This window comes from Chryseobacterium sp. BGA-UO-ETr-SB22 (genome assembly GCF_059567885.1).
In genome coordinates this window covers 485,508-500,704 of sequence record NZ_JCAQOV010000004.1, presented here as the reverse complement: position 1 = coordinate 500,704, position 15,197 = coordinate 485,508, and the positions used below count along the sequence as shown (strand labels likewise).

Annotated in this window: 13 protein-coding genes; 5 read left to right on the top strand and 8 right to left on the bottom strand. The window is 38.2% G+C overall.

The features are described 5' to 3' along the window. Positions 1-128: 128 nt before the first annotated feature. From AC57AW_RS05960 to AC57AW_RS05930, 7 genes are all read right to left on the bottom strand, one after another. Positions 129-1,139, bottom strand: coding sequence for a trypsin-like serine peptidase (locus tag AC57AW_RS05960; RefSeq protein ID WP_496351173.1), 1,011 nt, complete (start codon positions 1,137-1,139; stop codon positions 129-131). A gap of 74 nt (positions 1,140-1,213) precedes the next feature. Beyond that, positions 1,214-2,059, bottom strand: a complete 846-nt coding sequence (locus tag AC57AW_RS05955) for a caspase family protein (RefSeq protein ID WP_496351172.1) — start codon at positions 2,057-2,059, stop codon at positions 1,214-1,216. Between the two features lie 269 nt (positions 2,060-2,328). Then, positions 2,329-2,973: a response regulator gene (locus AC57AW_RS05950; RefSeq protein WP_309873685.1), complete on the bottom strand. Its 645-nt coding sequence runs from the start codon at positions 2,971-2,973 to the stop codon at positions 2,329-2,331. Continuing rightward, complete coding sequence (locus AC57AW_RS05945; RefSeq protein WP_496351171.1) at positions 2,970-3,740, bottom strand: sensor histidine kinase; 771 nt, start codon at positions 3,738-3,740, stop codon at positions 2,970-2,972. The genes AC57AW_RS05950 and AC57AW_RS05945 overlap by 4 nt, the downstream gene beginning before the upstream one ends. Positions 3,741-3,753: 13 nt before the next feature. Next, a complete protein-coding gene (locus tag AC57AW_RS05940) occupies positions 3,754-4,398 on the bottom strand; it encodes a hypothetical protein (RefSeq protein WP_318847566.1) in 645 nt (214 codons plus the stop codon). A 12-nt stretch (positions 4,399-4,410) separates the two neighbouring features. Further along, the gene (locus tag AC57AW_RS05935) at positions 4,411-4,965 is read right to left on the bottom strand and encodes a hypothetical protein (RefSeq protein ID WP_318847565.1); all 555 of its coding nucleotides are present in this window, start codon (positions 4,963-4,965) and stop codon (positions 4,411-4,413) included. A 317-nt stretch (positions 4,966-5,282) separates the two neighbouring features. Further along, positions 5,283-6,107: a universal stress protein gene (locus AC57AW_RS05930; protein ID WP_496351170.1), complete on the bottom strand. Its 825-nt coding sequence runs from the start codon at positions 6,105-6,107 to the stop codon at positions 5,283-5,285. A 229-nt stretch (positions 6,108-6,336) separates the two neighbouring features. On the opposite strand from AC57AW_RS05930, the gene AC57AW_RS05925 reads away from it, so the two are divergent. Both AC57AW_RS05925 and AC57AW_RS05920 read left to right on the top strand, forming a co-directional pair. Continuing rightward, a complete protein-coding gene (locus tag AC57AW_RS05925; RefSeq protein WP_496351169.1) occupies positions 6,337-7,455 on the top strand; it encodes a sensor histidine kinase in 1,119 nt (372 codons plus the stop codon). Beyond that, positions 7,452-8,216 (top strand): LytR/AlgR family response regulator transcription factor, encoded by a 765-nt coding sequence (locus AC57AW_RS05920; protein WP_496351168.1) that lies wholly within the window; start codon positions 7,452-7,454, stop codon positions 8,214-8,216. Before AC57AW_RS05925 ends, AC57AW_RS05920 begins: the two co-directional genes overlap by 4 nt. A gap of 186 nt (positions 8,217-8,402) precedes the next feature. On the opposite strand, the gene AC57AW_RS05915 is transcribed toward AC57AW_RS05920, so the two are convergent. Beyond that, entirely contained in the window at positions 8,403-8,996 is a 594-nt protein-coding gene (locus AC57AW_RS05915; RefSeq protein ID WP_496351167.1) for a porin family protein, read from the bottom strand. 305 nt (positions 8,997-9,301) lie between these two features. On the opposite strand from AC57AW_RS05915, the gene AC57AW_RS05910 reads away from it, so the two are divergent. From AC57AW_RS05910 to AC57AW_RS05900, 3 genes are read left to right on the top strand one after another with little or no spacing between them, the layout of a single operon-like run. Then, positions 9,302-10,423: an efflux RND transporter periplasmic adaptor subunit gene (locus AC57AW_RS05910; protein WP_496351166.1), complete on the top strand. Its 1,122-nt coding sequence runs from the start codon at positions 9,302-9,304 to the stop codon at positions 10,421-10,423. 29 nt (positions 10,424-10,452) lie between these two features. Continuing rightward, entirely contained in the window at positions 10,453-13,611 is a 3,159-nt protein-coding gene (locus AC57AW_RS05905; protein WP_496351165.1) for an efflux RND transporter permease subunit, read from the top strand. Beyond that, entirely contained in the window at positions 13,598-15,013 is a 1,416-nt protein-coding gene (locus AC57AW_RS05900) for an efflux transporter outer membrane subunit (RefSeq protein ID WP_496351164.1), read from the top strand. Before AC57AW_RS05905 ends, AC57AW_RS05900 begins: the two co-directional genes overlap by 14 nt. The last annotated feature ends 184 nt before the right edge of the window (positions 15,014-15,197 follow it).

Here is a 15,197-nt window from a genome sequence, read left to right as displayed (position 1 = left end):
TGTATTAAAATATTGAGAATACTATGACGGATTAGTTAAAAATGCTTTAAAATTGGAGTGGTCTTAAGATAAAAACTAAAAAGCCCACCCCGAAAGGCAGGCTATAGATTTAAGCTAAAAAAAATAAATTAAGGATGTTCATTTCTAGCTCTGATGACCAGATTTACTAAATCTGAGCCGCCACTTGCAAAATTATCGCTTGGATTATGCGCGCTTTGAGTAGCAACAGCATACGGAGAGCCGTCCCAATATCCCCAAAAAGGACCTCCGCTTTGTCCAGGCCAGATATCTGCTTTGTGGCTCATGCTTTCGTTGTCATCAGCACTCCAGAAATCTCCATCCAGTGCGATACCTGTTTGGTAGGTTGGTCTTTGAGTTCCTGTAAGATCTCCCGGATATCCTGCGTGAGTCCAGTAAGCACCTCCATCCCATGAATCGGAATAGGATTTTGAACCCAGCCATCCCGTGCTGTTTCCGATAGGTCTGTCTAACACAATCACTACATAATCGTATTGTATCTCTGTTGAATCAATAGATGGGCCTGCCACTTTATACTTGTAATAAGTCAATGTACCCCAGGCAGTTCCGTAAGGAGCGCTTCCGTTATAATACATTGGAGTGAACTTCAGCCATCCTGTTGTGTTATTAGGCTGCCAGTCAACAATATGAGAACAGGTAAGAAGATGTCTTGGACCGATCATTACACCGCTTCCTGAGCCTAAAGAACTTTCCACTCTGCCAACACATCTCCATGGATAGGCGGTAGAATTATATACTTTTCTCTGATCTGCTCCAAAAATAGTTCTTGCATTTTCCGGAGTCAGGAAAGAGTCTCTGTCAATGAATTTTGGTTTACGGTCTCTTTTCGGTTCCAGTTTTGGATTGTATTCAAAATCAGCATGGTTAGGATAGAAATGATCGGTTTCCAGCGATCGGATTTCAGCTGTTTTTTCATCCATAGGCATTCCTATTGTTTTCATCCCTTTCGGAAAAGATCTTCCGTTGATGGTTTCCATGGCGGGAGCCTGGCTGAATAATTTTTCAATAGCTGCTGGTTTTTCAGTTGATTTTGCTTTAACAGTTCTAAGTCTTAAAACTTCTTCGGCTGTCATTGGGTTGTTGTTTTCAATTTTTGACATGATTATTATTTTTAATCTGGTATATTCCTACTCTTTTAATGGCTTTTCGGATTCCGCCGGTAATAATTATATGATTAAGTGAATATTTTCTGTGAAAATTCTGCGGTGATGCTTTCAGTCTGGTTGATCTGAGCTGCTCCCATAGCTGCCAATGCAATAGCAACCTGTTTATCAAGCGTTTTTCTAACAATACTGCCGTTGGTAGCGCGTAATATTTTGCAGAAATGATAAGTGAAATAGCCTCGTATCTGCCCACTGATATTACCTTCCATGGATACCTGATTGTCTTTCGCAGCAGCCCATAAAGTATGATTCATTCCGGCAACAGGGATAAGAGCTTTAGTGAGTACCGGTGATGTTTTAGCATTTTTAGAAGATTCCATTTCACTGGCATAAGTCAGATAAAATTCATCTTCGAGCATGGGCGGAATATAACGGGCGGTTTCGTTGAGAAGATCTGCTTCCAGTCCCAGATCCATTTTTCGGGTTCCAGTTCCGGAATAACAGCAGTCGAAGATAACTTCCATATTGACTCCCGCTTTAAGCTTGCTGAGAACTGTTTTAAAATCATCATCACGAATGACACCAGTGTTTGCGTAATCGTGCGGACAAATAGCTTCATCCAGACCATCCAGTTCCAGATCAGATCCAATATTAGCCACTCTGGTTCCGTGCCCCGAATAATAAAAAACGAGGGAATCTCCTTTTACACTTGTACTGATCAGAGTCTTCAGATAGTTCAATATATTCGCTCTTGTTGCATTTTGATTGGTCAGAATTTTAATCTTTGCCGGACTAAAACCACAAATAACCAATGTGTTTGCCATATCTCTTGCGTCATTTACACAACCATTAAGATCTGGTCCTCCGTATCCGATGGGTGCATAATCATTAATACCTACGATAAGTGCTTTTTTCATTGTATTAGTTTTAAAAATATTCCCTACTCTGTTCCGGCTTTTCGGGTTCTGCCTTTCTGTATTTTTTTCTATGACAAAATTCTATTATTCTGCAGGACGAAAACAGAGGAGAAAACCGTATTTTGAAAAAGGAAAAACACCTTTTAGTTTGTTTATGAGTATGTTATGAATTAAAAATCCGGCAGCTTTGCAAGCTGCCGGATACGTAAGTGTGATGTAAAGATATCTGTTTTTAGATCAGAAGTAAGAGGAATAATTGAGATAAAAAATCAACACAGATCGTGTTTCAGTGCAAAAAGTACCAGACCTGCTCTGTTTTTTATATCCAGTTTTACAAAAACTGAATCTCTGTATCCATCTATTGTTTTGGGACTCAGGCACATCTTATCTGCAATTTCTTTATAGGTAAGTTCACTGCATGCCCACTTTATAAACTCTTTCTCTCTGTCTTTCAACTCCGAAAGCAGGGAGGCATTTTTTATTTCTTCTGTTTTTACTTTCAATAATTTCTGAGCCACAAAATCAGTATAAAAACTACCTTTTTCAAATACGGTATCTATGGCCTGGAAGAGGATAGAAGGCTGCATGTCTTTCAGTAAATATCCTTTAGCACCTGCCTTCAGCATTCTGATGAGAACTTTTTCATCATCATCCATTGTCAGGGCAATGACTTTGATGTCGGGATAATGTTCGGTAAGCCATTCTGTAGTTTCTATACCGTTTTTATAAGGCATATTAACATCCATCAGTACTACGGCGGGTAATTCAGAAGCTTTTTCCACACCTGCAATAAATTCTTCTCCGTTGGGATGATTCATAATTACCCGATATTGAGTGTTTTCTGTGATCATATTCTCCAATGCTTTGGAGATTAAAGTATGATCATCAACGATCGCTATGGGAATAGTTTTCATAATAAATTTTTGTGATAGGTTATCAATGTTTGTGTTCCTTTATTTAGTTCTGAGTGTATAGACAATTCGGCATGAATCAGTTTTGCTCTCAGCTCCATGTTTTTTAATCCTGAGCCATCCTGAATACTGCTGGTATCAAAGCCTCTTCCGTTATCGGAAATACTGATGTGCAATTTTTCACAGTCATCTTCCATTTGTATGGAAACATTTTTGGCTTTGGAATGTTTCAGAATATTGTTGATACTTTCCTGGATAATTCTGAAAAGGATCAGACCATGTTTTGGTGAAATATCAATATCCTGCTTCTGGGTAATAAATTCTATTTTTAATAATTTCAGTTTTTTGATCCGCTGAACTTCTCTTTCTATAGATTCTGCCAATCCGAAGTGAATGATCTGTTCAGTAATCAATGTTTTAGAAAGGTTTCTTATATCCTGTATGCATTCACCCAATAGCTCATTGAGCTCTATCAGATCTTCTTTTTCATTGTTTTTTAATTTGGTAATCAGTTGGTTTTGCCGCAGCCGTACCACGGAAAGTTTTTGCCCCAGATCATCATGTAATTCCTGTCCGATGTAGTTCAGGGTCTGCTCCTTCATTTCTACCTGTGAGGTGGCGAGTTCCTTTTCAAAACGCAGATCTTTTTCCTTTTGCTCTATCACCAGTGTTGTTTTTTTCTTGATGAAGACCGTATAGATGAAGATCATTGTCAAAACAATGATGAATAAGGTAATGGTAAAGATGATGACCAAATTATTTTCTTCCATATCTAAGAAGTATTTATCTGATTTTCTCCTGTTTGTTCCCAATCAAACCCCATATGAGTATGCTGTTACTGATCAGATTCAGCATAAATAAAATGAAGAAATAAATACTCTCCGAAACAGTGGTTCTGAAAAAAAGGATCGGGATACTTCCGATAAAAAAGATCAGCAAAGCCACTGAAATCCAGAAAGGCAGATAATTATTAATTCCCAATATCTTATCTGAATTAAAAGTTTGGTACAGGAACAAAATAATAGAAAATAACAACAGAAGAATATCTACATACAGCATATTAAAAGAAAAATGATGAAGCAGATCATCTTCTATGTAAAACATGAGAGCAATATTAAGGACAAAAAGAATCAGGATGAAGGCCTGGATCTTTTTGAGCACCGGAACATACAATAATTGGTAATAATAAAATAAGTACAAAAAGAATACAATCATCAAAAAACCAATTACATAAAATAGGTCCGTAGGCAGTCTGGTCAGGTCGAAGTAGAAATAACAGAAAATATCAATCAGGGAAAACAACAGATATCCAATAATAAAAAATAAATTTTCCTTTCCGGTTTTTCTATATTTTATGACCATTAAAAGCATCACTATGATGGATAGGATCATCGATATCTGTTTCCCTGTTTCAATATTCCAGTTCATAATTTTGTGTTTTTAAGGCATTGTTCCTGACAAGGTTTTTGGAGGAGGTGCAAGATTGGTCATGTTCATAGATTCTATGGATGGTACATCTGTATTTTCCTCCGTGCTGGCTGATCTGGACATTGCCTTGTCTCTTTCTCTTTTTTGAGCGGTAGGCACTAGAAATATGGTTTGATAGCCTGCGTATTCAGGTTTTGCCATTCTGTTTTTAGGATGATTCATCGGGTATTTTCCCATATAAATTCTAATTCCTGGATTTTTTAATTTCTGTTTTTTGGCATTTTCTTTTACATACTTAATGTATCCTTCCATGTCTTCCAGTGAAAACCAGTACCATCGGGAATCAGGTTCACCATTTCTGTACTTCATGAGAATTTCATGATTCGTTCTGGTGTATTCATCAAAAAGGACCCTGCCTTCACGGTAGCTGATCAGTTTCTTTTTATAACTGTTACTAACGGGTTCTTTAGGGGGTTCAGAGCAACGGGTGCAGCTTAACAGACAGAGAGTTAGAATGAAGGCTGCACAGAGCAAACTTAAAGTCTTAGTAAAAAAGGAAGTTTTCATTTTTATGGTTTTAATTTTATGTAACAAAATTAGCTAACGGCACAACTATAAAAAAGGGTGAAAACACTGTTTTTATCCTTTACTAAATTTACGGCTTTTTGATATTCAGACCAGTATGAATTGTTGATTTATTTTTATTTTCAAGAAGAGATATTAATTATGAATGTTAAAATGATAATGTGTATTTGAGTCCGGAACTGGGTATAAAAAACAGGGCCGGAAATCTCTTCCCGGTCCTGTCAAACAAGATTAAGTGTAAAATTTAGCCTTTAAAGGCAAAAAGGATAATTCAAATTGTGTTCAGATTTTTATTGATCTTAATCTATATTGAGTGGAATTGATAGTAATGGTACTTTATTTTTGTAAGCCATAATAGCTGTTTTACTGCGGTGGAAAAGAGATTCTACAAGATTGTATTTGTAGGGAACCATCGTAAGCAGATCCGGATTTGTCAGTCTGATTTCCTCCTCAATAGCCTTGATGACCTCGATGGATTGAATCATTTTAAAACTGTATTTGATATCATCCAGATCATATCCGGAATTCAGGTCAACATCATGAATAACCTCAGCAAAATCTTCCAGCCTTTCACTTACATTGAAAACCTCAACTTCAGCATTAAATTCATTAATGAAATAATAAATATCATTCATTGCAGTCCAGGTCATACTTTTATGGGTATCATAGGCAAAAAGAATTTTCCTGATTCCTGCATATTCTATATGAGCCGGAACTATTAATATCGGTTTTTTTATTCTGTGGATAGCCCTTGTTACACTGTTGCCCAAAAGCTTTTGTTCAAGCGTTTTTTCTGCCATTCCCATGACAATAAAATCACATCCGTGGATCTGCATACAGTTTTCAAGCTCTTCAATGAAATTACCGGAAGCCAGATGATAGTTGGTTTCTATAGTATAGAGTGTTGCAAGCTCAGCTGCCTTGTCTTCCAGTTTTTTCTGATTTTTAAGCGTCTGGGTATAGAAAAAGTCTGCTGAGGCCTGGGCATTCAAAGCATGAATAGAAACGGTTTGCAGGTTAAAAAGTATGATTGTATATTTATTTTCTTTAGCCATAGATGCTGCATAATGAGTGGCATTTTCAGCTTCGTGAGAAAAATCTGTGCAGACAATTATTGTTTTCATTGTACCGGATTTAATACTGCAAAACTATCATAGACAAGGGTTGTCTTATCATAAAAATAGGGTGACGTTGCATAAAATGATGATGAAATGTCTTTTTCAGGTGATGAACCGTAACATCCATTTGAACACTTCTATTTTACGTTTCAGGGACGGTTTTGGCGGTCTCGTCTAAAATAGAGAATACTCATATAAAATCTATTTCTATATTTACATTCACAAAGTCCCAGATATGAATAGGATTTCTACCATCAGGAAAAATATAGTACGGAATAAGAAGATTCTTTCCACCATGAAAAGAAGGCTCGTGATTTGGGCAGTAGCAGTAGTTACCTTCTGTGTTTTTTCCTACCTTATTGACCCGTTTGATCCCGTTTGGAAGGGATATCTGGTTGCTCCGCTGCAGATGATTCTGGAAGATGCTTCATGGATTATCTTTTTTTCTATCATCATTTCAGAGGTCAGTATATTTATTGACAGAACGCTCAATAAACTGCTTCCCTGGAGAGACAGAACCGTAAAACGATTGTTTATTCAGTGCTTGCTGCAGATTGTGGGAAGTGTGATGATTGTTATTATTATCAATGCAATTGTAGACTGTACCTCAGTAACATTACCCGAGATGGATTCCCGTAGAGAGTATACACTTCTGGGACAGTGGATTGCAACCAATATTGTAATATCATTGATTATCAGTGCATTTAATACCGTGGATTATTTACTTGAAAACTGGAAAAAAACAGCAGTAGAAGCCGCACAGCATAAACTGAGGGCTTCCAAACATAAACAGGCTGCTATGGCAGCAGAGCTGCAGGCACTTAAACTGCAGATAGATCCCCATTTTATATTCAATAACCTAAGTGTATTGTCAGAACTTATCCTGGAAGATCAGCAGCTGGGCTATGACTATTCGGAGAAGTTTGCAAGGGTATACCGATACTTGCTGGTGAACTCCAAAAAAGACATCATTGCAGTAGAAGAGGAACTGAAATTTTTAGAATCCTATATCTTTCTGATTGAAAAAAGAATTGGTGAAGGAGTAGTCTTTAAGATTGATATTCAGGAAGAATTTAGATCCAGATTTACACTTCCACTGTCTTTACAGCTGTTGGTGGAAAACGCCATTAAACATAACCAGACCTCAAAGGTAAACCCTCTTGAAATAGAGGTATATACAAATCCCGAAGGAGAGCTGGTGGTTTCCAATACATTTCTGCCCCTGATCAATAAGCCGGATTCCTCCGGAGTAGGGCTTACCAATATCGTTGCACGGTACGAAATTTTAGGATATCCTAAGCCCGTGATTGAAAAAACTGAAGATAAATTTATTGTAAAACTTCCATTGATATGAAGATTAATAAAATTTTAATAGTTGAGGATGAAAGACCCAATGCTGATAGGTTGAAAAGACTGTTGCTGAAGTTAAGACCCCATATCGAAATTCTGTCTGTAGAAGACTCAATTATCTCAACGGTACATTGGCTGGAAAATAATGTGGTTCCGGATATTATTATGATGGATGTGCGGTTGGCAGATGGGCTCAGCTTTGAAATATTTAACAAGCATGAGATCAAAAGTGCCGTCATATTCACTACAGCATACGATGAATATGCAGTACAGGCCTTTAAATACAACAGTGTAGATTACCTTCTGAAACCTATTGAAGAAGAAGAGCTGGATGCTGCTTTAAAACGCTACGAAACCTTTATGGAATCCGTTCCTGTTTTGGGAACAGCAATCGAGGGGCTGCTGAATTATATCCAGCCGAAGGATTACAGAAAACGGTTTCTTATTGCCCACAGAGATGGATATAAAACGGTTCTTGCTGAAGATATTTTATACTTTTATACCGAATTGGGAATCAGCAAAGCCATGTTGAATACCGGAGTGGTAGAAAATGTTCCGCAAACCTTGGAAGAACTTGAAAAACAGTTAGATCCTAAATTTTTCTTCAGAGCCAACAGACAATTTATTATTCACATCAATTCAGTGAAACAGATTTTTAATCACTTTAACGGAAAATTGAAGCTGGAATTGAGAAAACAGCCTGATGTGGAAGTAATCGTAAGCCGGGAAAAAGCTTCCGTTTTTAAATCCTGGATGGATTATTGATTATTAGCTGACAAAATAATATAGAGTACATGAAGTTGCCTTTTCAGGGGCAACTTTTATTTTTCTATAAGATTCGGCATGATAAAAAATGATCTCCTCAAATTTTATGAGGAGATCAGAAGTATACATGTAAAAAGCGGATCAGGAAATTTACTTTTTATGATTTAGCCTTTTAGCAATCTAGCTTTACAAAGGAATAGCATAACCCAAAGAAACAGTAAAACCTCTGTTTTTCACATCAACTCCTTTTTCATCAGAAATATTGCTTAATCCCAAATTATATCTTCCATCGATAATCATTTTACCAGGACCGGCCGGAATTGCTATACCAGCACCCATTTGTACACCGAAATCTATAGTCTTGGTTTTCCCATAAGCCAACTTTATTTTATCACTTTTCCCCATCAGGAAGCCAATAGAAGGACCTGCATTCACATATACCGGACCAAAACTGTATTTAGCCAATACCGGAACCTCTATATAATTGAAATTGTAAGTCTCGTTTCCAAAGCTGTTTTTAAACTTGGTTCCCTTGCTGATAAAGTTCACCTCTGGCTGTATGGAAAAATTCTTTACGCCTGTCTGTATATTGACCCCTAAACCTGCCTGGAAGGATACTTTGGATTTTTCTCCATTCACATTTTTAATAGACTGGTTGGCAAAATTGATTCCCGCTTTAGGAATCAGTTCTATGCCGGAATCTTTTTTCGTTTCTTTTGTCTGTTGTGCCTGTACTCCCAAACCGAATACAAGAGCTGTGATTGCTAAAAATTTTTTCATTTGATAAAAATTTAAATTAATAACTTATTTTTTGTTGTATTGATACTGCGAAATTATGTCCGTAAATGTCCTGAAACGAGAGTTTTAAATGTGAACCGTATAAATTTGAATCTCAGCCGTACTTTTGAAATATTCAACCGGAAAAGAGGTTTTTTTATCATTTTTATATGCTGAAAAGCATGTTTTCTTTTCATTTTTGGTATCATACGCTTCACCTGCGATTAATTACGCTTCACCAGATTTCTGCATGAATATCCTTATTATATGAAGTTATTTTGCTCCTGTAAAATTTAAAAACTCATGTTATGAATTACAGAAAAGGATATCTGGTACTTTCACTTACAGCTGCAGCGATATTGTCCTCATGCGGTTCCGGGAATGGCCAGGAAAATGCCCAGCAGATGCAGCAGGCACTGCCTACAGATTTTATCCAGGTGAAATCCGGAGATGCAGATGTCTCTACGGGATACCCGGGCAGTATAGAAGGGCAGGACAATGTAGATATTAAAGCACAGGTGACAGGTTATCTGGAAGCCGTATATATCAAAGAAGGACAGTATGTAAGCAAAGGACAGACCCTTTTCAGAATAAACCCATCAGTATATAATGAGCAGGTAAATACCAATGAAGCGGCTTTGAAATCAGCTATGGCGGCACAGGAAACAGCCAAGCTTGAAGTAGAAAAACTGAAGCCTCTTGTAGAAGGAAAAGTAGTTTCTGATATGCAGTTGAAAACCGCTCAGGCAAGCTATAGAGCAGCTTCGGCACAGGTTGCGCAGGCACAGTCTTCTTTAGGATCATCAAAAATTAACGCCAATTTTGCTTACATCAAAGCTCCTGTGAGCGGATATATAGGAAGAATTCCAAATAGAGTTGGAAACCTTATCAGTCCATCAGATGCAGCTCCATTAACAACGCTTTCAAGCATAAACAGTGTGAATGTGTATTTCTCCATGAATGAAGCTGATTTTATTGCCCACAGCAAAGCTTCAGGATCGGGAAATAACGCAGAAAATGTAGAGCTTATCCTTGCAGACGGTTCTACTTATTCTCTTAAAGGAAAACTTGAAAATGCCAGTGGAAACTTCGACAGAAATACAGGGAGTATTCAAATGAAAGCTGTTTTCCAGAATCCTGATCAATTATTGAGAGCAGGAGGGACAGCAAGAGTGATGATTCACAACGCATTGAATGGTGTTGTCAAACTTCCGAAAACATCTGTGAAAGATATTCAGGACAGATTCTTTGTCTATAAACTGAATGGCAAAGACAAAGTGAAAATGACCCAGATTACCGTTTCAGGAAGCACCTCTCAGGATTACTTTATCAAAGAAGGAGTAAATGCCGGAGATAAGATTGCCATCAACAGAATTGATGCCCTTACAGACGGAGCACAGGTTGTTGCGACAACAGTTCCTTTGAAATAGTTGTATAACCATTCTTAGAAAATTCAAAAATGTTAAAAAAGATAATAGACCGTCCGGTACTGGCGACGGTAATATCCCTTATTATTGTCATTTTAGGGATAATAGGATTAAACCAGCTGGCGGTGACCAGATTCCCGGATATTTCTCCTCCTACCATCACCGTTTCAGGATCTTATCCGGGAGGAAACAGTGAAACGGTGATCCGTTCCGTGGTAACTCCGCTGGAAGAACAGATCAATGGAGTGGAAGATATGGAGTACATGAAATCTTCTGCAAGTAATGATGGTACATTCTCTATCTCCATTATATTCAAGCAAGGAGTGAATGCCGATCAGGCAGCTGTAAATGTGCAAAACAGAGTACAGCAGGCCACCCCGATACTTCCACAGGAGGTGGTGAGAATGGGGTTGACCACCTCCAAACAGCAAAACAGTATGGTGTTGATTTTCAATATCTATACGGAAGACAACAAACAATATGATGAGACCTTCCTTCAAAATTATGCAAATATTAACCTTATTCCGCAGGTCAAAAGGGTAAAAGGAGTAGGACAGGCCATGGTATTCGGGTTGAAAGATTATTCCATGAGAATATGGCTTAACCCTCAGAAAATGTCATCTTATGGCCTTGAACCTGCAGATGTTTCCAGAGCAATTGCAGACCACAGTTTAGAATCTGCTCCTGGTAAACTTGGGGAAGAATCAGATGCTGCGTTGGAGTACGTCATCAGATATAAAGGAAAGAAAAACAAACCGGAACAATATGAAAATATTATTGTTAAAAATACCGGAAGCCAGGTAATCAGGCTTAAAGATGTAGCCCGTGTGGAATTTGGAGCTATTTCAAATACAGGAGATAACCTTTCCAATGGGAAAAATGCGGTTACGGTAGCGATTATGCAAACCACGGGATCCAATGCCAATCAGATTGAAATAGGAGTCAATAAAGCTCTTGATCAATTATCAAAATCATTCCCTCCGGGTATCAAATACACGAGTGTAATGAGTACCAAAGAAAGATTAGATGAAGCTACAGGACAGGTGAAATCTACTTTGATAGAAGCATTTATACTGGTATTTATCGTAGTATTTATTTTCTTACAGGATTTCAGATCTACCATTATTCCGGCAATAGCAGTTCCGGTAGCAATTATTGGTACTTTCTTCTTCCTTCTGGTCTTAGGATTTACCATCAATGTACTTACCCTTTTTGCCCTTGTATTGGCCATCGGTATTGTTGTAGATGATGCCATTGTAGTGGTGGAAGCCGTTCACAGTAATATGGAAGGAACTAATCTTTCCGGAAGAGAGGCTACTCACAAAGCGATGAGTGAGATCACAGGAGCTGTTATTTCTATTACCTTGGTAATGTCGGCAGTATTTATACCAATCGGGTTTATGTCCGGATCAGCAGGATTATTCTATAAGCAGTTTGCCTATACATTGGCCATCGCTATTATTATTTCGGCTGTGAATGCATTGACTTTAACTCCAGCTTTATGTGCTGTATTTTTGAAAAATAACCACGCAGGAGAAGGTAAAAAACCGAAAGGATTCGGACAGAGATTTGCGGTAGCATTCAATGCAGGGTTCGGTAATATGACCAACCGCTATGCGAAAGGAGTTCGTTTTTTAATCGGGCGAAAATGGATTGCAGGTGGATTGGTTGTCGCTATCATTGGTGTCGCAGGTTGGCTGATGTCAAGCACTCCTAAAAGTTTTGTGCCGATGGAAGATGATGGATTCTTCATGTACACCTTAAGTATGCCTCCCGGAACAGCATTGACAAAAACTACCGAAGTTTCCAATAAGATCAATGAAATCTTAAAAGGAGTAGATGCAGTGAAGGAAAACACTTCCATTACAGGATACAACCTGCTTAGCAACAGTGCAGGACCGGCTTACGCCATGGGGTTTGTTAAACTAAAACCTAAAAAAGAAAGAGGCGAAGTTCAGGATATTCAGGCGGTTGTAGATATGGCTAATGAAAAGTTGGGAGTCATCAAGGAAGGAAGTGTAATGACCTTCAGAATGCCTCCGGTAGAAGGATATGGTATGACAAATGATGCAGAAATCGTACTTCAGGACCGTATGGGAAGAGATCCTCAGGTTCTTAAAGCTAAAGCAGATGAATTGATTGGTCAGCTGATGCAGGTTCCAGAAGTAGGATTTGCCTATACCATGTTCAGAGCAGACTATCCTCAGATGGAGCTTGAAGTGAATGAAGATAAGGCAAAACAACTGGGAGTAAGTATTTCAAACTTGCTGGGAACGGTTCAGACCTATTTCTCAGGAGACCAGTCTCAGAATTTCTCAAGATTCGGGAAGTTTTACAGAGTAAATATTAAAGCTGAAGGGGTTTTTAGAATGGATGAGCAGGCCTTCAATGATATATTCGTAAAGAATGAAAAAGGAGATATGGTACCCGTAAATACACTTATTACTTTGAAAAAAGTCTACGGCCCGGAATCCGTTCAGCGTTATAACCTTTACAACTCATTAAATATCAACGTATCTCCAAAACCAGGAGTAAGTAACGGAGAATTGATGGGTAAACTAGAAAAGACTTTAAGCAAATTACCTTCTGACTACAGTTACGAATGGACAGGATTGAGTTTGGAAGAGAAATCAGCAGGAAATCAGACGATTGCCATCTTCGGGTTATGTTTACTTTTCGTATATCTTTTGTTGGCAGCTCAATATGAAAGTTATATCCTTCCTCTGGCAGTAATGCTTTCTATCCCAACAGGAATTGTAGGAGCGTTCCTAGGAATAAAAGCGATTGGTTTGGATAACAATATTTATGTACAGGTAGGATTGATCATGCTTATCGGTTTATTAGCCAAAAATGCCATCCTTATCGTTGAATTTGCCATCCAAAGGAGAAAAGCAGGACTTTCAATTCTGGATTCTGCGCTGGAAGGAGCAAAAGCCAGGCTGCGACCAATTATTATGACCTCATTGGCTTTTATTGTAGGAATGATTCCACTGATGATTTCTTCAGGAGGTATGGCTTCAGGAAACAAATCTATCAGTACAAGTGCTGCAATGGGAATGCTGAGTGGAGTGGTTTTAGGGGTTTTTGTAATTCCTGTACTCTACATGTTCTTTCAGTATCTGGACGAGAAATTCTCTACCAAGAAGAAGTATAACACGATAGAAAATCAATTGACAAATGAGAATATTTAATATAAAGAATTTCCTTATTTCAGGTGCAATGGCATCACTTCTGATGTCTTGTGCCGTAGGGAAAAAATATACAAGAACAGATCTTCAGGTTCCCGAAACGTACAAAGAATCTGTACAGGTAACAGGAGATACAGTGGTGCTGCCATGGAAGACCTTTTTCAAAGATCCTAAACTGATTGGGTTAATAGACAAAGCCCTTTCCAGAAATAATGAAGTGAATGTTGCCCTGAAAAATATAGAACAGCTGGATCTCGTTTATAAGCAGGCCAAATTGTCTTTGATGCCCACGTTGGACCTCAGTGCAGGAGCCAACAGAAGCTGGGCTTCCAAAAATACCCTTAACGGTTCTCTTAATGAACAGTTTGTAGGGACAAAATATATGGATGACTTTAGTGCTGCCCTAAGACTTTCCTGGGAAATAGACATCTGGGGAAAAGCTAAAATGCAGAAAGAATCTGCCGCTGCAGAATATTTTGGACAGAAAGAAAACCTGAATGCGATAAAAAGCAGAATTGTTGTACAAGTTGCGCAGGCTTACTATAATCTTATAAGTCTTGATGAGCAGCTGAAAATAGCTGAGCAGAATATTGAGCTGAGTAACAATACCCTTACAATGATGAATCTGCAGTTTACCGCAGGGCAGATTAATTCGTTGGCCGTTCAGCAGTCAGAAGCGCAAAAGAAAACAGCAGAACTGTTGATTCCTTTGGCAAAACAGAATATTTCCATTCAGGAAAATGCATTGAGTATTCTTTGTGGGGAATATCCTGCGAAGATAGAAAGAGAAGGAAACCTTAAAACAATGATTCCTGAAAATAATCTGTCAGAAGGATTACCGGCACAATTGCTGAGCCGCAGACCGGATCTGAAGGTTGCAGAATTTAACGTTATTAGTCTGAATTCAAAAACCGGGTTGGCAAAAGCAGCTATGTATCCGAGTATCAGTTTAAGCCCGCAGATAGGAGTAAACTCCAATAAGTTCAGCTCATGGTTTGATATTCCAGGATCCATTACCAAAGCCATTGCTGCAAATCTGGCCGCCCCGATTTTCCAGAAAAAGCAACTGAAAACAGCTTATGAAACCGCTTTGATTGAGCAGGAAAAAGCAGCCATCAACTTTAAACAATCTGTAATGACTGCCGTTGGAGAAGTATCCGATGCCATGGCCAGGTCTAAAGGCTCTTCAGAAAGACTGCTGCTTTTAGACCAGAGAACAGCTATTCTTGATAAAGGAATTAATGATGCCCTGAAACTGTATAAAAGTGGTATGGCAACCTATCTTGAAGTGATTACTGCTCAGAACAACAAACTTCAGAATGACCTGGAAGCCATTAATGTAACCCTTGAAAGATTAAATGCTGAAGTAGATTTGTACCGATCACTTGGTGGAGGAGTACAATAAAATGGAAAAGGATAAATAATAAAAGGAAGCTAGATTCACGTAGCTTCCTTTTTTGTTATTTCTGAGGCTAAATACAGTTTCGTTTTTACATCAGGTCCGAAATTTGCAGAAGAGTGGTGGAATTTTATATTCATTAAATCAGTTGTTTATGAAAAATCTTGCATCTTTTTTTCAAAATAGATGC

Coding starts and splice junctions, on each gene's coding strand:
- AC57AW_RS05960 (WP_496351173.1), bottom strand. CDS start 1,139: ATGTCAAAAATTGAAAACAACAACCCAATGACAGCCGAAGAAGTTTTA.
- AC57AW_RS05955 (WP_496351172.1), bottom strand. CDS start 2,059: ATGAAAAAAGCACTTATCGTAGGTATTAATGATTATGCACCCATCGGA.
- AC57AW_RS05950 (WP_309873685.1), bottom strand. CDS start 2,973: ATGAAAACTATTCCCATAGCGATCGTTGATGATCATACTTTAATCTCC.
- AC57AW_RS05945 (WP_496351171.1), bottom strand. CDS start 3,740: ATGGAAGAAAATAATTTGGTCATCATCTTTACCATTACCTTATTCATC.
- AC57AW_RS05940 (WP_318847566.1), bottom strand. CDS start 4,398: ATGAACTGGAATATTGAAACAGGGAAACAGATATCGATGATCCTATCC.
- AC57AW_RS05935 (WP_318847565.1), bottom strand. CDS start 4,965: ATGAAAACTTCCTTTTTTACTAAGACTTTAAGTTTGCTCTGTGCAGCC.
- AC57AW_RS05930 (WP_496351170.1), bottom strand. CDS start 6,107: ATGAAAACAATAATTGTCTGCACAGATTTTTCTCACGAAGCTGAAAAT.
- AC57AW_RS05925 (WP_496351169.1), top strand. CDS start 6,337: ATGAATAGGATTTCTACCATCAGGAAAAATATAGTACGGAATAAGAAG.
- AC57AW_RS05920 (WP_496351168.1), top strand. CDS start 7,452: ATGAAGATTAATAAAATTTTAATAGTTGAGGATGAAAGACCCAATGCT.
- AC57AW_RS05915 (WP_496351167.1), bottom strand. CDS start 8,996: ATGAAAAAATTTTTAGCAATCACAGCTCTTGTATTCGGTTTGGGAGTA.
- AC57AW_RS05910 (WP_496351166.1), top strand. CDS start 9,302: ATGAATTACAGAAAAGGATATCTGGTACTTTCACTTACAGCTGCAGCG.
- AC57AW_RS05905 (WP_496351165.1), top strand. CDS start 10,453: ATGTTAAAAAAGATAATAGACCGTCCGGTACTGGCGACGGTAATATCC.
- AC57AW_RS05900 (WP_496351164.1), top strand. CDS start 13,598: ATGAGAATATTTAATATAAAGAATTTCCTTATTTCAGGTGCAATGGCA.